General features: G+C 40.0%; 17 protein-coding genes. 9 read left to right on the top strand and 8 right to left on the bottom strand.

The annotated features are described in order from the left end of the window. Positions 1–327: 327 nt before the first annotated feature. Both T7867_RS18060 and T7867_RS18055 read left to right on the top strand, forming a co-directional pair. A complete protein-coding gene (locus T7867_RS18060) occupies positions 328–1,509 on the top strand; it encodes a pyridoxal phosphate-dependent aminotransferase (RefSeq protein WP_068224451.1) in 1,182 nt (393 codons plus the stop codon). A 19-nt stretch (positions 1,510–1,528) separates the two neighbouring features. Then, a complete protein-coding gene (locus T7867_RS18055) occupies positions 1,529–2,647 on the top strand; it encodes an AEC family transporter (RefSeq protein WP_068224448.1) in 1,119 nt (372 codons plus the stop codon). A gap of 776 nt (positions 2,648–3,423) precedes the next feature. On the opposite strand, the gene T7867_RS18050 is transcribed toward T7867_RS18055, so the two are convergent. After that, positions 3,424–4,035 carry a pyridoxamine 5'-phosphate oxidase family protein gene (locus tag T7867_RS18050; protein WP_245660266.1) on the bottom strand — a complete coding sequence of 204 codons (612 nt, stop codon included), beginning with the start codon at positions 4,033–4,035 and terminating at the stop codon, positions 3,424–3,426. A 36-nt stretch (positions 4,036–4,071) separates the two neighbouring features. On the opposite strand from T7867_RS18050, the gene T7867_RS18045 reads away from it, so the two are divergent. Further along, a complete protein-coding gene (locus tag T7867_RS18045) occupies positions 4,072–6,300 on the top strand; it encodes a Tex family protein (RefSeq protein ID WP_322299628.1) in 2,229 nt (742 codons plus the stop codon). Positions 6,301–6,386: 86 nt separating this feature from the next. Continuing rightward, positions 6,387–7,220: a DUF3667 domain-containing protein gene (locus T7867_RS18040; RefSeq protein WP_288343009.1), complete on the top strand. Its 834-nt coding sequence runs from the start codon at positions 6,387–6,389 to the stop codon at positions 7,218–7,220. A gap of 4 nt (positions 7,221–7,224) precedes the next feature. Here T7867_RS18040 and T7867_RS18035 read toward each other — a convergent pair whose 3' ends face one another. After that, positions 7,225–7,743: a hypothetical protein gene (locus T7867_RS18035; RefSeq protein ID WP_322299627.1), complete on the bottom strand. Its 519-nt coding sequence runs from the start codon at positions 7,741–7,743 to the stop codon at positions 7,225–7,227. A 342-nt stretch (positions 7,744–8,085) separates the two neighbouring features. On the opposite strand from T7867_RS18035, the gene T7867_RS18030 reads away from it, so the two are divergent. Beyond that, positions 8,086–8,250: a DUF1328 family protein gene (locus T7867_RS18030; RefSeq protein ID WP_084375757.1), complete on the top strand. Its 165-nt coding sequence runs from the start codon at positions 8,086–8,088 to the stop codon at positions 8,248–8,250. A gap of 427 nt (positions 8,251–8,677) precedes the next feature. Here T7867_RS18030 and T7867_RS18025 read toward each other — a convergent pair whose 3' ends face one another. Further along, the gene (locus tag T7867_RS18025; RefSeq protein WP_322299626.1) at positions 8,678–9,199 is read right to left on the bottom strand and encodes a DUF1697 domain-containing protein; all 522 of its coding nucleotides are present in this window, start codon (positions 9,197–9,199) and stop codon (positions 8,678–8,680) included. A gap of 32 nt (positions 9,200–9,231) precedes the next feature. Further along, positions 9,232–9,981, bottom strand: a complete 750-nt coding sequence (locus T7867_RS18020; protein WP_273276227.1) for an NUDIX hydrolase — start codon at positions 9,979–9,981, stop codon at positions 9,232–9,234. A gap of 77 nt (positions 9,982–10,058) precedes the next feature. Between T7867_RS18020 and T7867_RS18015 the strand changes: the two genes are divergently transcribed. After that, complete coding sequence (locus T7867_RS18015; RefSeq protein WP_322299625.1) at positions 10,059–11,087, top strand: alpha/beta hydrolase; 1,029 nt, start codon at positions 10,059–10,061, stop codon at positions 11,085–11,087. 9 nt (positions 11,088–11,096) lie between these two features. Here T7867_RS18015 and rluF read toward each other — a convergent pair whose 3' ends face one another. Then, positions 11,097–11,828, bottom strand: a complete 732-nt coding sequence (rluF, locus tag T7867_RS18010) for a 23S rRNA pseudouridine(2604) synthase RluF (RefSeq protein ID WP_273276294.1) — start codon at positions 11,826–11,828, stop codon at positions 11,097–11,099. Positions 11,829–11,962: 134 nt separating this feature from the next. Between rluF and T7867_RS18005 the strand changes: the two genes are divergently transcribed. The 3 genes from T7867_RS18005 to T7867_RS17995 all read left to right on the top strand — a co-directional run bounded on the left by T7867_RS18005 (position 11,963) and on the right by T7867_RS17995 (position 15,768). Beyond that, positions 11,963–12,163, top strand: a complete 201-nt coding sequence (locus tag T7867_RS18005) for a hypothetical protein (protein WP_068224428.1) — start codon at positions 11,963–11,965, stop codon at positions 12,161–12,163. Between the two features lie 27 nt (positions 12,164–12,190). Continuing rightward, complete coding sequence (locus T7867_RS18000; protein WP_322299624.1) at positions 12,191–13,123, top strand: carbon-nitrogen hydrolase family protein; 933 nt, start codon at positions 12,191–12,193, stop codon at positions 13,121–13,123. 92 nt (positions 13,124–13,215) lie between these two features. After that, positions 13,216–15,768, top strand: a complete 2,553-nt coding sequence (locus T7867_RS17995) for a M14 family zinc carboxypeptidase (RefSeq protein WP_322299623.1) — start codon at positions 13,216–13,218, stop codon at positions 15,766–15,768. Positions 15,769–15,855: 87 nt separating this feature from the next. Here the strand turns inward: T7867_RS17995 and T7867_RS17990 are convergent, their stop codons facing one another. The 3 genes from T7867_RS17990 to dnaE all read right to left on the bottom strand — a co-directional run bounded on the left by T7867_RS17990 (position 15,856) and on the right by dnaE (position 22,041). Further along, positions 15,856–17,160, bottom strand: coding sequence for a hypothetical protein (locus tag T7867_RS17990; RefSeq protein ID WP_322299622.1), 1,305 nt, complete (start codon positions 17,158–17,160; stop codon positions 15,856–15,858). A gap of 157 nt (positions 17,161–17,317) precedes the next feature. Beyond that, positions 17,318–17,653 carry a thioredoxin gene (gene trxA, locus T7867_RS17985; protein ID WP_068224415.1) on the bottom strand — a complete coding sequence of 112 codons (336 nt, stop codon included), beginning with the start codon at positions 17,651–17,653 and terminating at the stop codon, positions 17,318–17,320. Positions 17,654–17,751: 98 nt separating this feature from the next. After that, positions 17,752–22,041 carry a DNA polymerase III subunit alpha gene (gene dnaE, locus T7867_RS17980; RefSeq protein WP_322299621.1) on the bottom strand — a complete coding sequence of 1,430 codons (4,290 nt, stop codon included), beginning with the start codon at positions 22,039–22,041 and terminating at the stop codon, positions 17,752–17,754. Positions 22,042–22,057 lie beyond the last annotated feature (16 nt).

The raw sequence follows: 22,057 nt of genomic DNA, 5'->3' as shown, positions 1-22,057 counted from the left end.
TAGATATTGAAAGCCTCGCATTTGCGGGGCTTTTTTTATGTCCATAAGTTTTGCCGGATAGTGCGGGGGTATTTGTGTCGAGATGAGCTTAATAATTTTTGAAATTGATGTTTGGTAAGGTCTTCTGTTGGTTGATAACTGTTTTATAAGGAGAATTGGTTTAAAATTGAACCATTATTTACCCAATAATCATAAATGCATACGTTTTCAGTTTAAATTTTAACCAAATATGTATATAAGTACAGAAATGTATTGAAATGAGGTGTTTACTAGTTAACTTGAGTTTAATATAAGCCTTGAATCAACTCAAACTAAAACTAGTACATCATGTCACATTCATTAAACAGAAGAAAATGGTTAAAAACCGGTTTGCTATCCATAGGTGGTGCTACCATACTACCTCAACTTAGCTGGGGAGAATCAAGAAACTCATTGTTGATTGATAATGCTGAGAGAATAGTATATACACCTCTGTTTAAAGAACATACCGTACCATTAGCGACAGAAATTGTGGCAAAGCTGAATGCCAATGAGAACCCTTATGGCCCTTCGCCCAAGGCTGTAGAGGCTCTCAAAGCTGCTGCTGTCGGAGGTAATAGGTACGGCTGGGGTCAACTTTCCGTTTTGATGGACAAAATATCAGAAAAAGAAGGTGTTCCTAAAGAGTACCTCATGATGGGGCCTGGTTCTTCTGACTTGCTAGAGAAATTTGCACTGGTCCTTTTTATGAATGGAGGTACTGTTCTATCTGCAGACCCTTCTTATATGTCGCTAATGAATGTAGCGAGATCTGTCGGTGCTGAATGGAAGGGAGTTCCCTTAAAAGAAGACTGGTCTCACGACTTAGACGCTATGGAGGCAGCGATCAGTAGTGACACAAAATTGGTTTATATCTGTAATCCAAATAACCCAACCGGTACAATTACAGGATATAAAGAGCTTTATGATTTCTGCTCGAGGGTTTCTGAAAAAGTGCCTGTGTTTATAGATGAAGCATATCTTGATTTTGTTGAAGGGGAAAATGGTAAAAGTATGGTGTCACTTCTTAATGAAGGTAAGAATGTCATTGTCGCTAGAACTTTTTCAAAAATTCATGGAATGGCAGGTCTGAGAGTTGGCTATGTTGCTGCTTTGCCGGAGACACTAAAGTCTATTCAAAAGATTACAAGAGGCGGTATGGGAATCACCAATACCTCAATTTATGCTGCCATAGCTAGTATGGATGATACAGCTTTTCAAGCCAAGTCTAAAAATCTGAATAAACAGGCAAGAGAGTACACTGCATCGACCCTGAAAACCATGGGTTTCAGTCCCGTCCCATCGTACACGAGCTTCATGATTTTTCCTCAAGAGACAATGGAAGGGAAAGCATTCTTAACTAAAATGTCTGAGCAAGGTATTGGTGTTAGATCGTTTGAGATCTACGATAAAACCTGGTGTAGAGTTAGTATGGGAACAATGGAGGAGATGCAAATGTTTACTTCGGCCTTGGGTAAAGTAATGGAGTAATTAATAGCCTAGCAGATAAATGGATCCAGCTTTACAAAAGACTTTCACTTTTTTATCATTCATTCTCTTAGGCTTTTTACTGAAGAGTAAGTTTAATAGCAAAGAGCAGGTAAATGGTATCAAGTCATTCATATTAACAATAGCCTTACCATCAACAATTTTTGTGGCTTTAATGGGGGTTGAAATGAGTGCAAGCATGCTTGTCTTCCCCATACTGGCTCTAGCCTTTAACTTTGTTATATACTTCATTACACCACCGCTACTTAAAGTGGTAGGTGTGGATAATGATTCAGCGAAAGGAAGAACCTTAAGGTTGTTGTTGCCTTCTTTGGCACCTGGTCTATCTTGTTTTCCATTCATACTTGAATACCTGGGAGAGAAGAGTCTTGCGGATGCTGCCTTGGCCGATGTTGGCAATAAGTTCTTTGTACTTATTTTTCTCTATGTAATGGCGATGAATATGTTTTATAGCATTCATCTTTTGGCTAAAACAAGTTCCAAAGGGAAGATCAAGGAGCTGCTTATGTCTTTAGTAAGGGAGCCTATCAATCTCGTAATTATAATAGCTATGGCTCTGTTGTCATTAGGGTTTAACTTTGATAGTCTACCAGTATTCATCGGAGATACTTTCAGTAGGTTAAGTCTCATTATGACTCCACTTGTCCTGTTCTTTATAGGTTTAGCAGTTAAGCTTAAAAAGGAAAGTCTTTGGGCTATTTTGAATATTCTTTTGCTCAGAGCGGGAGTTACTCTATTGATAAGTACAGGTTTGGTTCTATTGCTAGAAGTTCAGGATACCAGTACCATCCTCCTCATGATGGTTTTTCCGTTAAGCTCTTGCAGCTTTTGGCCTTTTGCTCATTTGTCTGTGTTCAGCAAGCGCGAGAAAAATTCATCAAAGACTTTTGATACTGAATATGCCATTTTGGTTTTGGCGTTATCATTGCCCATTTCAACGTTAATGATATTAGGTATACTATCTAGTGGTGAATTTTTTGCCAGACCAGAGGTCTCGGCCACCTCTGGGTGTATTTTACTGGGTACAGTAGCACTGGTTCAATTAGTTAGAAAACTAAGTTCATCCAGGTTTAATTGGCAGGTTGAAGAAAACAAGAAGCTAATTGAACAGGCAGAATGATTTAAAGAAATAATTCCTCAATAAAGTCATGTTGATTTATTGTGTTTTATGTAGTGTCAACCTGAAAGGCCCCTGGAGAGGGGGCTTTTCGCTTTGCTTTGATGTAGAGATAAGCTTATTGTCGAAAATTACATGTTCTAAGCTGGTCGATTTGTATACGGGTATTAGATGTAATGTTGATACCAATCAAGCCATCTGATCTGATCGGTTGGTATACTGTGCCAATTAAAATAGTTAGATTAGTTGATGTGTCAATTGTGTTATTTCTAGTAGTACTAATATAGCCATCATTTAGGCTTAAGTACTTGGAGGATACTGTTCTTTAGCAAATTCAGTCCATCTGACCCTATAATTACAAATTCACTTCCTGAAAAGACATTTCTTATCCATTTCGGATTTTTAAGGACGCGCTTTGGATACCGGTCCAGTTGGTAAGAGTGAATCCAAAATCAAGTGAGTTAGTGTCACATAAATAAAACTCGATACCAATAATGAGGAATAGAATCAAATATTTTTGAATTAGAAAGCCAATTGATTCCATGTCATAGTTATATGTAAGGTTGGTTTTCTTCCCTTACTATTAATAAAAAGTCCTTGAAGAACCACCGAAACTTTCGCTATCCGTCTTATACTGGATACTAAAAGAACACCGAAACGCTTTTACTTTATCTTCTTGATATTCATTCGTCTTATACGTTTCTTTTTTACTTAAACAACTTAGAATAATTGAATGACAAAAAAAAAAACTTTATGATGGAATCAACTAAAAAACCAAATTATTCAAAAATACCAGTGGGCAAGCCGTCAATGCTTACTTGGTTCTTTTCTTCCCAATAACTTCTAATTCCATCTTCACCCTTTTGCTTTGCCCACTCTTTAAGTATTGGTCTTTCTTCCTTGAAGTCCATTAATGGAACTGCGAAACCACATGAGGTTTGAACAGAATCTAACTCTACTTCAAAAATATTTCTGGCGCCACTGTCTTTTGGGAACAGAGCGTAAAGATCATCCCATTCTGCATCTTGTCGATGTATGGTTTTGGCGGTTCCGAAAAGCCTTAATATCAATGGTTTTCCTTCAAAAGCACAGAACATTATGGTCATTCGGTTTACCTCTTTCAAATGTGCAGCCGTCTCATTTCCACTGCCAGTCAGGTTTAACCATACTACTTTGCTAGGTGAGATAACCCTGAGCGAATCTAAGCCCTTTGGCGAAATATTAACCCTGCCTGATGCAGCAGCCGTGCCGGTAAAGAACACTTTTTGATTTTGAATGAATTCGATTTGTTGAGGTGTTAGAGATTCATAGAATTTTGCCATGCTCTTATAATCGTTAAGCGGATAAGAAATGTTCTTCATTTCTAAATTAATTACTTTTTGAACAATCATCTTTCCTTAGTTTTGTGCCCGCTCAAAATTTTACCTATGATGTATTCTCAACTTATAGCTCAAGAACTTTCGGTTGCAAATAAGCAAGTAGACGCAACAATTAAACTATTGGAAGAAGGTGGAACAGTCCCATTCATTGCCCGATATAGAAAAGAGTTAACAGGTAGTTTAGATGAAGTACAAATTGCTGCTGTCAGAGATAGGCTGCAACAACTTAAAGAGCTAGATAAAAGAAGAGATGCAATACTTAAGTCTATAGAAGAGCAAGACAAACTAACAGATGAACTTGAGTCCAAAATAAAATCGGCAGAAACCATGTCGGTTTTAGAAGATATTTATTTGCCCTATAAGCCTAAGAGAAAGACTAAGGCTTCAATGGCTCGAGAAAAAGGTTTAGAGCCATTGGCTACATGCATATTAGAGCAGTCTAGTTTAGATGTAGAAGCTGAAGCCTCTAAATATATTAATGAGGAAAAAGGTGTGGCTAATGCCGATGAGGCCTTAAAAGGTGCTCGGGATATTATTGCTGAAACGGTAAATGAGAATGCTGAGGCTCGTGAAAAGATGAGAAAGTATTTTCAGCAACATGCTACAATTAAGTCTAAGGTTTACACTGGTAAAGAAGAAGAAGGTCAGAAATATAAGGACTATTTTGAGTGGGAAGAAGCCTTGAAAGATGCGCCATCGCATAGAGTTTTGGCTATGCGCAGGGGAGAGTCGGAGCTTTTCCTTATGCTCGATGTTTTGCCTCCAGAAGAAGAAGCCATCAGCATATTGGAGCGGCAGTTTATAACTGCCAATAACGCAGCCGCTGAACAAGTGAAGTTGGCAATAAAAGATGCTTACAAAAGATTGTTGAGCACTTCTATGGAAACGGAGATGCGAATGCTTTCTAAAAAGAAAGCAGATGAAGAAGCAATAGATGTATTCGCAAAGAACCTGCATAAGCTCCTCATGGCGGCACCACTGGGAAGTAAAAGAGTCTTGGCAATTGACCCTGGTTTTAGAACTGGCTGTAAAGTAGTGTGTCTAGATGCTCAAGGTAAGCTGCTACAGTTTGAGGCTATCTTCCCTAACGAACCTCAGAAGAAAGTAGCAGAGTCAGGAGCAGTTATCAAACATTTGGTTGATAAACATAATATTGAAGCAATTGCTATAGGTAACGGAACGGCCAGTAGAGAAACGGAAGATTTCGTTCGAAATTTAGGTTTACCTTCTTCGGTAACAATTGTGATGGTCAATGAAAGCGGAGCTTCTATTTACTCTGCTTCTGAAATTGCCAGAAATGAATTCCCAGATCAAGACGTAACAGTTCGTGGGGCCGTATCCATTGGCAGAAGATTGATGGATCCACTTGCTGAACTTGTTAAAATAGACCCCAAATCGATTGGCGTAGGCCAGTATCAGCACGATGTAGATCAGTCTGCGTTAAAGCACTCTTTAGATGATGTGGTGATGAGTTGTGTAAATGCCGTTGGAGTAGAGGTCAACACTGCTTCAGAGCAATTACTCACCTATGTAGCTGGTCTAGGGCCTCAATTGGCTAAGAATATAGTGGAGTACAGAAATCAAAATGGTCCTTTTACCAATAGGGCAGCTATTAAGAATGTTCAACGCCTAGGAGAAAAGGCATTTGAGCAAGCAGCTGGTTTCTTGCGAATTAAGGGAGCAGCAAATCCGTTAGACGATAGTGCTGTTCACCCTGAAGCGTACAACCTAGTAAAGAAAATGGCTAAAGACCTTAATTGTGAGGTTAAAGACCTTATCAGAGATGCATCACTAAGAGCAAAGATAGACCTTAAGCAATATGTGACCGATACTATTGGCTTACCCACTCTCAAAGATATTCTGGCTGAACTAGCTAAACCAGGCCGTGACCCAAGAGACAAATTTGAAGCATTTAGCTTCGCTGAGGGGGTAAATCATATTGAAGACCTGAGAATAGGCATGAAAATTCCGGGCATTGTTACTAATGTGACGAATTTTGGTGCATTTGTAGATGTTGGAGTGCATCAAGATGGATTGGTACATATTAGCCAATTGGCAGATCATTATATCAGTAACCCAGCAGATGTGGTAGCAGTGCAGCAAAAGGTAATGGTTACCGTTACTGAGGTAGACGTAGCCAGAAAGCGCATCTCTTTATCTATGAAAGGTGAAGCTAAGCCACAGGCTAAAAAAAGCGCTAAACCTAAAAGGCAACGAGAGCCTGAGACTGATATGGCGGCTAAGTTAGCAGCCTTAAAGGGTAAGTTTGGAAGGTAAGATAGCTTCTTACTTTTCAACTATTCTGATGCTATACTTTATTAACTAATAAGTAGTAAATTGAAGGTTAGGTTGAACTAACTTCAATGACAGGAAACAGTTGCTGTAAGAATTGTGGAGCACCTCTAAAAGGATCTTATTGTCACTTATGTGGCGAAAAGAGGCTTACTATCCAAGACCGGTCTGTCAGCTACTGGTTCAAGGATACTCTTTCTCAGGTCACTCAATTAGATGGTAAAGTAATAAGAACTATCATATCCATGATGGCTCATCCTGCACGGTTGTCTAACAATTATCAGGAAGGTATTAGAAAGCCATACTTGAAGATGGCCAACCTGTTTTTAATTGCTAACCTGCTATATTTCTTAATACCTGGCTTACAGACTTTCAAAACACCTCTTCGCATTCAAGCTAATGAGCAGGTGTATAGTGTTTTGGTAGAAAGAATCGTAGATCGTTACATGTCGGTTACGGGCGAAAGCTTTGAGACATTAGAGGTAGTCTATGATCAGAAAACTACTGAGGTAAGCAAGCTCTTACTTATCTTGCTAGTCCTGTTGTTGGGGCTTTCAATTTATGGGGTGTTCTTTCGGCAAATGTATCTCTCCGATGCATTTAATGTGGCACTGCAATTTTGGTCGGCTTACATTATCATGTTCATCCTACCATCTTCGCTGCTCATACTCATTCATTCTAGGTTTTTCTCCTTTGGGGCAATTAGCCAGGTTGTTTTCTCAGAATGGTTTCTGTCAGGTGGAACACTACTTTTTTCAGCTGTATACTTATGGAAAACGCTTAGTACGTTCAGTCGAAAGTGGTGGCATCATCTGTTAAGGATGAGCTTCATCATCCTTTCATTTTTTGTGATTTTTACCTTTTACAGGTTAATTCTCTTTTTGGTGACAATGCTGGTTATCTAGACTTCTAGTTGCGTTTAGATGCATTTCTCTCGGTATTCGAGATTGGCATTTTGTATACAATCTTGTTCTCAAATGTTGAACAATGGAGTATATGCCCTCCGTTCAAGTCGAATGTCCACTCTTTAGAGTGACCGTCTTTTCCAGTATGGTTAGATGATCCTAAAAGTATATTGGCATGTAATTCCATAGAAACCTCATCTTTAAAGTTTACTACTATTTCATAAAGAGGCATTCTGGGTTGCTCTGCATCAAAATAATAAATGATGGAGGTAATATGCTCAGAATGCACAGGCTCCAGATACGTATTTGGTGATCCGTTTTCAGCCTCTTGGCCCATGGCATTAGGCCTAGTCGACATGAACTGTATAAGCTCTTCATTGAAGGCTACTTCTTGTATCTCCTTAGGTAGTAAGTCTTCAAGGGTTTTTCCGCGCTCAATGGAGTTCCAATATAAGACGCTGAAAACAACTAGCTGACTGGCCAAAATTATGTGTGTGAATTGTCTGACAGTCTGATTGTTCATAATTCACAGGTTGAGTACGATGAAAGTAGATATTTTTCTCCTTTCATTCAATGAAAACGTAAATTATGTAATCGTTAAATATTGACTGTTAGATAGTTATAGGTATTTTGCCTATCGGTTGACTCTGTGTTTAGTAGAGTAATGCGTTCATTCAGTTAAGAATATTCATGTTCTGACCAGATTTTTTTCTAATTGAGAGTGTTTTTCTCAATTCAGTATTTTTTAGTTCAATCTGTTTGTTTTTAATCGACTGTTATTCAGTGAGTTGTGTGTTTTTGGTTTTCATGGAACGGTTCTTTCTCATTATCAGATGAAATTATTATTAACCAAAAATTTATCATCATGTTACGTTGGACATTAACCTTCTTAATTATAGCAGTAATCGCAGCCATTTTAGGATTCGGAGGAATTGCGGCAGGTGCGGCATCAATTGCAAAAATTGTCTTCTTCGTATTCCTAGTACTTCTAGTCATTTCATTGATCAGAGGAGCGGCCAGCAGGAGTTAGATAAAATATTACCATACAGTCATAAATAAGCAACGTGCACCTTGAAACCAAGGTGCACGTTGCTTTTACAGAACTCTTAGGAGAGAGGTCTGACTTATAAAAAGTAGAATCATATAGCTTATTACCGCTGCGTCAAACAGGTTTAATAATTGCCTTAGAATCTCTAGTTCAGGTTAGAGTAAGGGCAAAGGTTTGGACTGTATAAGAGAATAGAGGATGCAAGGCTATGTGGCTTCAGATTTAACGGATCAGTCGTATGTATTGTCTTTTTATTGACTGATTTGGTCGATTGAACCTGTTTAGCCTCCTGTTCTCACCGTTTTTGATAGTTTCTTATGGTTGGTTAGAAGAGTTGAGCCAATAGAGATTGCAGCTATATGGAAGACATCAATTATGGAATTCTAGCAGGTGATCTTAGCCATGAGGCTTATTCTTCCACCATTTCGGCCAACTTATTGATTGTATTTAGGTTTCGGGCTGTCATTTCTGCCTTTGCGAAGGCTTTTGGGATTTTGTCAACCATTTTAGATCGGCCAATGCCGTCTGGAGCATGTAGGTAGAGTACATTATCAATCAACTGGTAATGCTCGTTTTCGGCCTTTACATCATCTAGTGTTTTATAGTCGACAGATGAAGGTGAACTATGAAAAAAGAAGAAATGTACCGTTTTACCTCCATCTCCCGGGTAGGGGTTGTTTTCAACTACCGACTTTAGGTTCTTAACTGTTAAAGAGAAAGTAGAAGGTTTAAATCCAAACTTTTGCTCTATCAGAGTACTTATTTTGTGACTTGGGTTAGTTGGGTAGCTACAAACAATATTTCCGCTTTGAATGTACGTAGACACTTTTTCAAAACCATTGTTTTCTAAGAGTTGTCTCAGTTCTTTCATGGGTACTATGTGGTGCCCACCAACATTAATGCCTCTAAGAAGTACAATCCAGATTTTCATAAGGGTAAAAGTTAACGATTAAAGTTAAAAGACTACCAACCGCTACTTAAGCCAGCTTCATTAGCTTTGATGTAACTGGCCTCATCAAATTCATAGAGTAAAGGAGCTTTGTGTGCAACACCAGTTCTTCTTTCATTGGTACATACCAAAATACCAAAGCTCATCACCTTTCTTCTGAAGTTTCGCCTGTCTAATTTCTTACCCAAAATGGTTTCGTACAACGACTGTAATTCTGGTATAGTGAATCGTTTTGGAAGTAAGTTTAGACCAATAGGTTGGTTGTTGAGTTCTTTTTTAAGTGTTTCATGAGCTACGGTAAGAATATGCTCATGATCTAACATAAGGGGAGGAAGGTCATTGACTGAGCACCACTCGCATGCCTCAGATATTGGCCCGGGAATAGGCTCTTTTACCTGAGAATATTCAACCAATGCATAAAAACCAATGGAAATAAATCGCTGGTTAAACCAAGGAAACCATTCTTCTGGAATAACTTTTTTCTCTACCAACATTTTATTGTGATCAGTGTCATTGCGCTCAATTGATCCGAAGGTGTGAAACTGCTTCAGAAAAATATTGTCTAAGCCTGTCCGAAGCTCTAGAGCATTGTGAGCTTCCGTTTCTATATCTACATGCTTATGTACAAAACCTCCAGGCAAGGCCCATAAATCTATATTCTTGAGCTTTAGCAACAATACCTTGAGTTCGTTTTCATGAAACCCGAAAACCACACAATCAATTGCTACAGAAGGAGTAAGGAGGTCAGTGTTTAGGTTAGCCATTCAGAAAATTAGGAACTGATTCCAAAGTTAATCAAATGTATTATATCTTAGTGTCTTATTGACACTAAGAAAATTATATGAAACGCGCTTATATTATTCTGGTGATTTGTGCCGTAATGGCCAATGCTGTCTCGTTAATGGGGCAAACACCACAGAAACATCAGGTAGAAGTAAACAAAGATGTAGTGTTTGCTTCTCCTGAGGATTTTGACCTTACTATGGATATCTATACTCCTCAAACAAGTAGAAATAGTTATCCTGTTCTAATTATAATTCATGGAGGCGGATGGCTTATTAACGATAATTCAATCATGAATCAGATGTCGGAATATGTCTCTGGCAATGCCGAATATGTGGTGGCTAACATTAACTATAGACTTCTTGGTGATCAGAACAATACGGTTACCATTAATGAAATTGTAGAAGATGTATTTGGAGCGGTGCTATGGGTTAAAGACCACATTGAGCAATATGGAGGTGATCCAAATCGCGTAGCCGTTACCGGTGATAGTGCAGGAGGTCATTTGACTGAAATGGTTGTTCTGGCGGGGCATAATCTTAAATCGTCTGGATTTGCCCAAGAACCTTATGGATTCAACCCGAGCTATTTACCGGCAGGTAAAACGGCAGAACAAGTAGCTGAAGATGAAGACCTAAAGGTACAGGCTGCCATACCAAGCTATGGAGCCTTTGATATGCTAGCTGCTGCTCAAGGTGGCTTTGAAAAGGAATCGAACTTTTTTTGGCAAATGGGGGGAGCTAAGGCAAGAGGGCTCTTTGGGAATAAGTTTAACGTAGAAGATAATGCCGCAATGTACAGGGCCGTAAGCCCCATTTACCTTATTCCTTCTGCTGAAGAAAGACAATTACCACCTCAGTTTTTTCATGTTGGTAGTGAAGATTCAACCACGCCTCCTGTAGCTGTAAAAGCATATTTTGACAAGCTGAAGGCACAAGGTCAGCCAGGTCAATTCTGGTTATATCAGGGCAGAAATCATGCTTATTTAGATTCTGGGTCTAACGAGTTTTTAGGAAATAGCTTTGAGAAAGATGCTATCGAACCGTTAAATAGAATGATTACGTTTCTGAATGAGGTCTTTTACTAAGCTTTAATTTCAATCGTGAGTTTTAGCAGAGCTTTCTACCATAGAATTGATCTGCTGTAACTCCTTTGGAGTAAGGTCTCGCCATTGTCCTACTTTCAAGTCTAAGTGTATGTTCATAATGCGAACACGCTTGAGTTTATAAACCTCGTAGCCTAAATACTCGCACATACGTCTAATTTGACGGTTAAGTCCTTGAGTAAGAATAATCTTGAACTTGAACTTACTGATTCTTTCAACCTTACATTTTCGTGTAACCTGATCTAAAATAGGTACTCCATTACTCATCCTTCTAATGAATTCATCAGTGATGGGCTTATTCACATCTACTATGTACTCCTTTTCATGATGGTTGCGGGCTCGAAGTATTTTATTTACAATGTCACCATCACTGGTAAGCAGAATGAGGCCTTCACTGGGTTTGTCTAATCGGCCTATTGGAAAAATTCGCTTTTGATGGTTGATGTAATCAATGATATTGTCTTTTTCAACCCGAGTATCTGTAGTACATACTATGCCAACAGGTTTGTTAAAAGCGATGTAAACATGCTCTTCTTCTGGGTTAGAAATTAGTTTTCCATCAACCCTAACTTCATCACCTTCACTTATTTTAGTGCCTAATTCTGGTACTTTTCCGTTAATGGTAATTCTACCTTGTTCCAGAAGCTTGTCGGCAGCACGCCTAGAGCAATAGCCCACCTCACTGAGGTATTTGTTTATTCTTACAGTCTTCGATTCTGACATTACTGCAAAGTTATTGATCTCTTCGGAATCAGTGCTGTTGAAACGGTTACTTGTGTGGGCTTGCCTTCCATTAAGAACAAATGCCACTTTGGTTGGTTTATATGTCTGTAGATTTTTTAACCATAAACTGAACCATGAATAGCCTTATTAAAACCATTTTAATTATTGTTGGAGTTGCCCTTTTAGGATATGGAGGGTATTTGTTAGTGACTCCAGAAGCATCTATAGACATTGGAATTGCTGAAGCATCGGCACAGGATAATGACAATGCATATATCACTATTGGTCTTGGCTTAGTAGCCTTGTTAATCGGACTTTTAGCTAAGAAGAAGTAGATTCCATAATTCTGCTTACCTTCCTGCATGAGTACTTATCAAGTAGCAGTAGTGCAGGCAGCATCAGTATTATTCGATCTAGAAACCACACTTCAGAAGGTTGAGTCGTTGGTGAATGACTCAGCCCAAAGAGGTGCTAAGTTAGTACTCTTTCCAGAAGCTTTTTTATCGGTTTACCCTAGGGGTTTGAACTTTGGAACAGTAGTAGGGAGTAGAACCGAACAAGGTAGGTTACTATGGCAGAAATATTGGGATTCTTCAGTTGCTGAAGGAGACCAAGCATGCAATAGACTGGCTGAGTTAGCTAAAAAGGCACAAGTATTCTTAGTCATTGGCGTCAATGAAAAAGATACCATCTCTGGTACGCTTTATTGCAGCCTCTTTTATTTTTCTCCTCATGGTGAATTTATTGGGAAACATCGTAAAACTAAACCTACCGGTCAGGAGAGAGTGATTTGGGGTGAAGACGATGGTTCTACACTCAGCACTTTTAAAACCGTCTATGGAAGTATTGGAGGCCTAATTTGTTGGGAGAATTACATGCCCATGGCCCGTATGGCCATGTATCAGAAAGGGGTTCAGCTATATTTAGCTCCCACTGCCGATGCCAGAGAAAACTGGCAAGCCACCATGAAACATATTGCGCTAGAAGGTAGATGTTTTGTTCTAGCCAGCAATCAGTTTGTACAGAAGTCAATGTATCCTGCAGAACTTCAGGCAGCGCTTTCGGATCAGCCTGAAGTAATGAGTCGAGGAGGCTCGGTGATTATAGATCCTTTAGGTGAAGTTCTTGCCGGACCACTATGGGATGAGGAGGGAATAATAACCGCTGAAATCAATTTAGACCGTGTTACACAAGCTAAGCTAGACTTCGACCCAATTGGTCATTATCATCGCCCTGATTTGTTTAACTTAACGGTCAATAATATGCCCGCTATCAAACATGTAGACGAGCGATAAGGATGTGTTTTGGTGAATTTAATTTGCCTTAGAAGGCTAATTCCTTGCTGAAAATAATGTGCAAATAGCGGTTCAACCGATAACTACTAATTATGAAATTCAAACAGCTCTTATCTGGCTTGCTGATGATGCTTATGCTCTCACAAGCTACTGCTCAATCTGATTACTTTTTTCCCGAGGGTTCTCGCTTTGATCCGAAGATTCCTACACCCGAAGAGTATTTAGGCTATCCTGTTGGAACGCTACATACTCGGCACGATGCCATAGTAGGGTACATGAAAGAACTGGCTAGTAAATCTGAAAGAGCCAAGTTTGAGATAATTGGTGAAACTTACGAACACCGTAAGCTAGTGGTGCTTACTGTGTCTGCTCCCAAGAATATCGAAAACCTTGAGTCGATTAGAAAAGATCACCTACAATTGGTAGACCCAGATAAGCACATTGGGGATTATGCAGATCATAAGTCTGTTGTGTTGTTGGGGTATAATGTTCACGGTAATGAGCCTTCAAGTTCTGAAGCGGCATTGTTAGCGGCTTACTATTATGTAGCAGGCTTACATAATGAGGTAACCACCGCGTTGGATGAAGCTGTGATAATGATTGACCCAAACTTTAATCCAGACGGAAGGGATAGACATTCTACTTGGGCAAACGCGTACAAAGCTAACCCTCTAGTTTCAGACCCTACAGATGCAGAGCATAACGAAATGTGGCCTGGTGGTAGAACAAACCATTATTGGTATGATTTGAATCGCGACTGGCTACCATTAGCTCATGTAGAAAGTCAGGCCAGAATTGATTTTTATCACAAGTGGTATCCTAATGTGGTGACAGATTTTCATGAGATGGGAACAAACTCTACTTATTTCTTTGAGCCTACAAAACCTTTTGGCTCGGAGAATCCTGTAGTACCGAGAGATAATTACGATGGGTTGAATAATCTTTTTGCTGGCTATTTCCATGAAGCTCTAGACGAAATTGGTTCGCTCTATTTCACCAAGGAAAGTTATGACAATAGTTATCCTGGCTATGGTTCTACCTATCCTGATATTCATGGTGCATTAGGTTTAGTGTTCGAACAAGCTAGCTCTAGAGGTCATTTGCAAGATTCAAGAATGGGTAAAGTAGCTTTTGCCTTTACCATTAAGAATCATTTAACCTCAAGTATGGCCACGGTAAGGGCAGCTGTAGCAGAGAAGAATACCTTGTTGGCTCACATGGAAAATTACTTTGAGTCAGCTAAAAGTGAAGGCGCTCAAGCTGGTGGAGGCTGGGTTTTTGGAGACCCTTCAGATAATGGTAGAAATGAGGCGTTTCTAGACCTTTTGCTTCGCCATAAAATCAAGACTTTGGCCTTAAATGAAGATATCTCTTTGGGTGATAAGAACTTTAAAGCTGGTAGTGCATTCTATGTTCCTAACGCTCAGAAGCAATACAGAATGGTGAGAACAATGTTTGAGAAAGTGACCACCTTCTATGATAGTATTTTCTATGATGCCTCTGCTTGGACAGCTGCACTGAGCTACAATATGCCTTATGAAAGATATGCTGGTAAGAATCAATTGAATGGAGTAGAGCTCCAACGTGACGATTTAAAAGGTAGCTACGAAAGCGTAGGTAAGTCAGAATATGCTTATTTAATTGAATGGGATGAATATTTTGCCCCTAAAGCGCTTAACTACTTGCTAGAAAAAGGGCTTTATGTTAATTCAGCATTCAAACCTTTCAGCATAGAAACTCCTAAAGGAGTTCAAGAATTTGGATATGGTACACTAATGATTCCGGTTCGAAGACAAGAGGTTAGTTCAGAATTGGTGAGGGCTTATGTAGATGAGGCAACAGAGTTAGCAGGTATAATGGCTTACCCTGTCACTACAGGCTATAGTACTTCAGGAATAGATTTAGGGAGTGGAAACTTCCAGACAATAAGAAAGCCTAAAGTGCTAATGCTTATTGGTCCGGGAACAAGCAGTTATGAGGCTGGCGAAGTGTGGCACTTGCTAGATTCTAAGGTGGGTATGCCAATCACCAAAGTCTGGACTGATAATGTTGGGCGAATTAACTGGAGCGATTACAATACCCTGATTCTACCTTCTGGTTATTATTCATCTTTAGGAGAAAATACCATAGATAGAATTAAACAATGGGTGAGAGACGGAGGCACTATGATTACGCTCAGAAATGCTACTAGCTGGGCTATTTCTTCCAAGTTTGTGAATGGAAAGTTTGCAGATAGACCTCAGCGAGAAACGCCTGAAAGAATGGACTACGTAACGTCTAGAGACTTCTATGGGTCAAATGCTATTGGTGGTTCAATGTACATGACCGATGTAGATATTACTCATCCACTTGCTTTCGGATATACCAGTAGAGAATTGCCGGTTTACAGAAACCACTCCATTTTCATGGCTCCTAGTAGCAGTCCTTTCAATACGGTAGTAAAGTATGCGGATAATCCTCTCTTAAGTGGCTATGTCAACAAAGAGAACCTAGCGGCACTAGGAGGAACAGCCTCTTTAATTACTAGTGGAATGGGCAGAGGGAATGTGATTCTATTCGCGGATAACCCAAACTTCAGAGGTATGTGGTACGGAACCAATAAGCTATTCCTAAATGCGATTTTCTTAGGGAATATGGCTAGGTAAGACTAGGCCTTTTATAAAATGAAGAGGCTGCTTTAAAGTTTAGACCGTGCACGGAATAAGCTTTGAAGCAGCCTCTTTCTTGTTTTATTATATAGATACTTGCAGTTGAAGAACAGTCATTCCTCTTCTATCTGTAGAAACTAAGTCGTTGGTATTGTTAAAGTTGAAGACAGGCCTACTTTGGTAGTTTAAAGAGACCTTGGTAGCATGCCCCTTTATTAACCAGTTCATGCCAAATTCATACATGGTCATGGTATCATTAAGTAAATCCAAACTAGCGATTTGTGAGGCAACATAGGGCTGGAGGGTTCCCATTTCTCCGAGTAAATTATTCTTCAATAGATAGCCCAACTGAAAGTAACTAAGTGTACCGGTGCCATTGATAGGGAAAGAATTACCTGAGCCATTAAATGAGCTTCCGCCACCATTGGCAGGGTTCATAACCCCTAAGTTTCTTACATAATTTTTCCCATAATCGTTCGAACTGATTGCTGCATATGCTGTAATGGCAGTGTTTTTAGAGGCGTCAAGCACACGGTCGTAAAATACATCTACGCCAAAAAGCGCTAAGTTTTCTCTTACAATATCAGCCCCGTTGTTCTCTGTGTGCCACATGGCATCCTTCTGAAAAATGAAGCCTGCACCAATGTTGAAGACGTTTTTAGACCCTAGGTATGAGCCTGTATTATAAGGTGTAAGGTTAGACTCTGAATCTAAAAACTCATACTTGAAGTATCCTTGTGTTTGGAGGTTCGCTGGTTCGTTAGAGAACAGTGAATTAGGGCCAATAATTGCACTTTGGACTGACGAGGCTAAAATGCTCATGGGTTTAGATAGGGCAATTCTATAATCTAGCTTCCCTAATTTGCCTTTAGCATAGATACTATACTTTCTTACAAACTGATCGCTTACATCGTTAGTTGCTTGTTGATAAAGAGGAGCATCCATAGTGAGTAAGCTACCAATAGAAGGAGATGAGTACCTAAGAAAACCCACCCAGCCAGTGAGCCCGGTACCAACTGAAAGTTTGCCTTTGGCCAATTCTATTTCTCCAATGGCATCGTGAAAGAACAGACCTTGCTTTCTTTCGCCAATGTAGCTAAGGTTATTTGTGCCGAACTGTGTGTAGACAAATACTCTATCAGATATTTTTCCAAAAAGTTGAATTCTGGTTCTTCTTAGGCCAATATCAAAAGTGTTGTCTTCTAAATAACCATCTACCAAAGTGCCCGGGTTATTTTGAGTCCATCGAACCCAAGTCTGGTTAAGAAAAGTGGCTTTGATGTACTGACTGCCGTCATCGTTGAGGTTATATCTCAAGTCCTTTTTTTGACCATATAGTGAGCCAAGTGTTAAAAGAGATACGGTGAGGAGGGATAAGAATCTAGTCATAAAAAATAGTTCACTTCAATTTACTTGCCCAATAATAGGAGTTTCTAAAGCGAAAATGACCTTGTTCTCTATCAAAAGTACATAGGTTGTAAGAATGGTATAAAAAGAAACCCCAGCAATTGCTGGGGTCTCAGTAAACATAATTTTTTTTTATTACTTAGGCTTCGGTGCCAATTTGAGCATCGAGTTTGTTAGTTAAAACGCCTTTTGGAACAGCTCCAACTACATTGTCTACTACTTCACCATCTTTGAAGAAAAGCAAAGCAGGAATAGATCTGATACCATATTTGATGGCAATGTCTTGGTTGTTGTCTACATCAATTTTACCAACAACGGCAGTATCACCGTACTCATCTGCAATTTCTTCTACCACTGGACCAACCATTCTACAAGGCCCACACCACGCTGCCCAAAAATCCACTAAAACTGGCTTGTCAGACTTCAACACCACTTCCTCGAAGTTTGAATCGTTTATTTCTAATGCTTTTCCCATTATATATAGTTTGTTATTTTCTTTTGCTAAGCTACACCGAATAGACATCAAAAGTAATCAAAAAGTTCCGAACGGAAACTTACTCAATTACACACGCCTTAAGCAGTAATTAATCTGGCACCATCTGTACAGCTATTCAAGGTTTTGATTAACTCACGAGTTGGATCGATTTTCACTTTTCTAGAGATAAGTTCAACCTTGATGTTCTCTTCCCTATCAAAAAGCTCAATCTTCAACATGGTTTCCCCTTCGTAGGTTTCGGTAAGTTGCATAATGGTATCGATTAAATCTTGATCGACCATTCTTGCATTTAGTCTTATATGAACTCCTTTCCCCATTTTCTCTCGAAGCTCACTAAGTAGTGAGATGGTCTGAGTCTGGAGCTCCCAGTCTTCAGGGTTCGGGTTAATAGCTGGGTTGTCTCGAATTTCCTTCTTTTTTCTCCAGTTTAACTCAACCTTTCCTCGAATGAATAAGAACTCACCTGGGCGTAAGTAGGCGGCATTATTGATGAATTTTTCACCCATCAAGAAGAGCTCTGTGGCCCCGTTGTAATCTTCAATGTTCAGTATACCGAACGGTTTACCAGTTTTGGTTTGCCCATTCCGAACGGAGTTGACAATTCCACCAATGGAAATATCTTGATTGGGGAATTTATTGATGTCTGAAATTGGTTTGCAGAAAGATTCTAATTCTATCTCGAACTGGTCGAGAGGGTGGCCAGAAACGTAGAAGCCAATGACCTCTTTTTCTAACCTAAGTTTTTCCATCTGACTAAAGGTTTCTACCTCAGGAACTTTAGGTAGGGGAGTGGCTACATTACTATCTCCGCCAAACAATGAAACCTGAGCAGCATCTTTCTCTGCCTGCATGGCGTTGGCATATCGGATAACCTTTTCAATTAGGGTTTGCTCATTGTCTTCAGCCCATAAGTATTGTCTTCTATGGTATTCGAAGCAATCGAAGCCTCCTGCTTGTGCTAGGGCTTCAAAGTTTTTCTTATTTACTACTCTTAGGTTTACGCGTTCGGCAAAATCAAAAATATTCTTATAAGGTCCATTTTCTTTCCTTTCTGCCACTATCGATTCAATAGCTGCTTCGCCCACACCTTTAATGGCCCCCATTCCAAAACGTATTTCTCCGTTTTGGTTTACAGTAAATTTATAGTTCGATTCATTCACATCTGGACCGAGTACAGGAACCCCCATTCGCTTGCACTCTTCCATAAAGAAGGTTACCTGCTTAATGTCGTTCATGTTGTTGCTGAGTACAGAAGCCATGTATTCAGCAGGGTAGTGCGCCTTAAGGTATGCCGTTTGGAAGGCTACATAGGCATAGCAAGTTGAGTGCGACTTATTGAAGGCGTAAGAAGCAAAAGCCTCCCAGTCGCGCCAGATTTTTTCAAGCTTCTTTTCATCGTGCCCTTTGGCCTTAGCTTGCTCTACAAACTTAGGCTTCATTTTATCTAGTACAGCCCTCTGCTTTTTACCCATGGCCTTACGCAAAACGTCTGCCTCACCTTTGGTAAAGTCGGCCAGCTTTTGCGAAAGAAGCATCACCTGCTCTTGATATACCGTAATTCCGTATGTTTCAGCCAGATATTCTTCCATATCGGCCAAGTCATAAGTGATTGGTTCATCACCATGTTTTCTTCGAATAAAGGAAGGAATGTATTCAAGAGGCCCCGGGCGATAGAGGGCGTTCATGGCAATAAGGTCTGCAAACTCGGTAGGCTTTAGCTCTTTCATGTACTTCTGCATACCAGCAGATTCGTACTGGAAAATCCCTACCGTTTCTCCTCGTTGAAAGAGCTCATAAGTCTTTTGGTCATCCAGTGGAAAATCATCAGGAACTAGGTCTACATCATGTTTCTCTTTTACGTTTTTAACCGCATCCTTAATAAGGGTAAGGGTTTTCAGACCCAAGAAGTCCATTTTCAGTAGACCTGCACTTTCTACCACCGAGTTGTCGAACTGAGTACACCACATGTCAGAATCTTTGGCAGTGGCTACAGGAGCAAACTTGGTGATGTCGTCTGGCGTAATTATTACTCCACAAGCATGTATACCGGTGTTTCTAACAGAGCCTTCAATTACTCGGGCTTGGTTAACCGTTCTTGCTTCGAGGTTGTTGCCTTCGGCTATCTTTCTAAGTTCTTGTGCTAGTGGTACCTGTTCAGACCTTAGGTTGTCGCGGAGGTCTTTTTCAGACCACCCGAAGAGTTTTCGCAGTTTGGTGTCAGGAACCAGTTTTGCAACTCTGTCGGCTTCCGAAAGAGGGAGTTCAAGTACTCTGGCTGTATCTCTGATAGAAGACTTGGCCGCCATTGTACCGTATGTAATAATCTGAGCAACCTGATTTTTGCCGTATTTGTCAATTACATAATCAATTACTCTTTGTCTTCCTTCATCATCAAAATCGATATCAATATCGGGAAGTGATACCCTGTCAGGGTTTAGGAAACGCTCAAAAAGGAGATCGTACTTAATTGGGTCTACATTAGTAATTCCAATACAATAGGCAACGGCCGAACCAGCAGCCGAGCCACGGCCAGGGCCAACGGATACATCTAGCTCTTTAGCTTTGTTGGTAAAATCTTGAACAATGAGGAAGTAGCCAGGGTAACCTGTTCTTTCAATTGTAGCAAGCTCAAAGTCTAGCCTTTCTCTTATATCATCAGTTATTTCTCCGTATCGAGCTTCTGCACCTACATAAGTTAGATGTCGTAGATAGGCGTTTTCTCCTCTCTTGCCTCCGTCAATATCGTCTTCGGGGTGTTGAAACTCTTCTGGAATCTCGTATTTAGGAAGAAGTACATCTCTCGCTAATTGATAAGATTCTACCTTCTCAACAATTTCATTGGTATTGGTAATGGCATCTGGAATATCGGAGAAGAGCTTCTTCATCTCGTCTTCCGACTTAATGTAAAACTCGTCATTAGGGAAGCCATACCTAAACTCTCTACCGCGCTTACCTATGTATTTTTTCGGCTTATTGACCGATTCGGCATCTTTTACACAAAGCAGTACATCGTGAGCAGAAGACTGGTCTTTGGTGGTGTAGTAAGTATTGTTGGCTGCTATATATTTTACATCATACTTTTTACAAAGTTGAAGTAGAATGGAGTTGACATGGTCTTCTTCAGGGATGCCGTGTCGGTTTATTTCTGCATAAAAGTCGTCTCCGAACTGTTCTTTCCACCAAGCAAAGGCTTCTTCTGCCTGCGTTTCTCCAACGTTTAGAATCTTATAAGGAACTTCGCCCCAAAGGCCACCAGTAAGTATAATTAGGTCTTCTTTATACTTAATTAAATCGTCCTTGTCAATTCTTGGTACGTAGTAGAAGCCTTCAGTAAAGGCTATAGATGAAAGCTTTACAAGGTTATGATACCCGTTTCTGTTTTTAGCCAGAATGACCGTTTGAAAACCATTGTCTTGAACTTTTTTATTAGATCGGTCGGCACAAACATTGAATTCGCAACCTACAATAGGCTTGATGTCTGCAGCTAAAGCGGCACTTACAAAGTGAAAGGCTCCCATCATATTGCCATGGTCAGTAAGAGCCACGGCAGGCATACCCATTTCTTTTACAGCCCCAACTAAACTATTGATATCCGATACGGCTTGGAGGATGGAAAACTGTGAATGAACGTGTAAGTGTGAAAATGGTACTTCTTTAAGCTCTGTGAGCCCTTCTTTATCTACTTTATTGTGGTCTATTTTGGGGCCAGCAGTGTCTGTTTTAGCAAAATTTGCTTCGTCTAACTCAGGGGCTTCATAAATAACCTCGTGAAGTTTTATTCCTTTTGCTGGAGGAACAACGCTTTCCTTGATTAGGCCGAAGAAACATCGTGCTGTAGCGTCTACATCATAGGCGGCATCGTGAGCCTCAGCGAAGGCCTTGCCGAAGAGTTTAGTATGAAGTTCGGTTAGGGTAGGCCACTTGAACTGTCCGCCTCTACCTCCCGGAATTGCACAATAATTGGTAGAAACTAATTTGGTGTCCAACTCTTCTAAATGCTCCAACGGATTGGTTAATCCAGCTCTTAAGAATTCAGATCCTACAATGTTATAATCGAACTCTATATTATGGCCAATACCGAATTCGGCACCTTTCATGTCTTCTTCAAACATGGCCAGCACTTCTTTCAGGTCTTTCCCCTCATCTAAAGCCCGTTCTGTAGTAATTCCATGAATTTGAACCGAGTTATAAGGAATGGTGAAGCCCTCAGGTTTAACTATGAGGTTTCTGGCAACGAGCAAGTTACCCCTCATGTCATGTAATTGCCATGCTATTTGCACTAGCCTTGGCCAGTTCTCAAAATCCGTTAACGGAGCATTGTAATTTTGGGGTAAACCGGTGGTTTCGGTATCAAATATCAGATACATAGAGACTTAGTTCGAT

It is taken from the genome of Roseivirga spongicola (assembly GCF_034376045.1).
GTDB classification, from domain to species: Bacteria; Bacteroidota; Bacteroidia; order Cytophagales; family Cyclobacteriaceae; genus Roseivirga; species Roseivirga spongicola.
Note: the sequence above shows the minus strand (reverse complement) of the source record. Positions and strands in the feature narration are given on the sequence as shown.

Bases quoted from the DNA above. Each gene is read 5' to 3' on its own strand.
- T7867_RS18060 (WP_068224451.1), top strand. From the start codon at position 328: ATGTCACATTCATTAAACAGAAGAAAATGGTTAAAAACCGGTTTGCTA.
- T7867_RS18055 (WP_068224448.1), top strand. From the start codon at position 1,529: ATGGATCCAGCTTTACAAAAGACTTTCACTTTTTTATCATTCATTCTC.
- T7867_RS18050 (WP_245660266.1), bottom strand. From the start codon at position 4,035: ATGATTGTTCAAAAAGTAATTAATTTAGAAATGAAGAACATTTCTTAT.
- T7867_RS18045 (WP_322299628.1), top strand. From the start codon at position 4,072: ATGATGTATTCTCAACTTATAGCTCAAGAACTTTCGGTTGCAAATAAG.
- T7867_RS18040 (WP_288343009.1), top strand. From the start codon at position 6,387: ATGACAGGAAACAGTTGCTGTAAGAATTGTGGAGCACCTCTAAAAGGA.
- T7867_RS18035 (WP_322299627.1), bottom strand. From the start codon at position 7,743: ATGAACAATCAGACTGTCAGACAATTCACACACATAATTTTGGCCAGT.
- T7867_RS18030 (WP_084375757.1), top strand. From the start codon at position 8,086: ATGTTACGTTGGACATTAACCTTCTTAATTATAGCAGTAATCGCAGCC.
- T7867_RS18025 (WP_322299626.1), bottom strand. From the start codon at position 9,199: ATGAAAATCTGGATTGTACTTCTTAGAGGCATTAATGTTGGTGGGCAC.
- T7867_RS18020 (WP_273276227.1), bottom strand. From the start codon at position 9,981: ATGGCTAACCTAAACACTGACCTCCTTACTCCTTCTGTAGCAATTGAT.
- T7867_RS18015 (WP_322299625.1), top strand. From the start codon at position 10,059: ATGAAACGCGCTTATATTATTCTGGTGATTTGTGCCGTAATGGCCAAT.
- rluF (WP_273276294.1), bottom strand. From the start codon at position 11,828: ATGTCAGAATCGAAGACTGTAAGAATAAACAAATACCTCAGTGAGGTG.
- T7867_RS18005 (WP_068224428.1), top strand. From the start codon at position 11,963: ATGAATAGCCTTATTAAAACCATTTTAATTATTGTTGGAGTTGCCCTT.
- T7867_RS18000 (WP_322299624.1), top strand. From the start codon at position 12,191: ATGAGTACTTATCAAGTAGCAGTAGTGCAGGCAGCATCAGTATTATTC.
- T7867_RS17995 (WP_322299623.1), top strand. From the start codon at position 13,216: ATGAAATTCAAACAGCTCTTATCTGGCTTGCTGATGATGCTTATGCTC.
- T7867_RS17990 (WP_322299622.1), bottom strand. From the start codon at position 17,160: ATGACTAGATTCTTATCCCTCCTCACCGTATCTCTTTTAACACTTGGC.
- trxA (WP_068224415.1), bottom strand. From the start codon at position 17,653: ATGGGAAAAGCATTAGAAATAAACGATTCAAACTTCGAGGAAGTGGTG.
- dnaE (WP_322299621.1), bottom strand. From the start codon at position 22,041: ATGTATCTGATATTTGATACCGAAACCACCGGTTTACCCCAAAATTAC.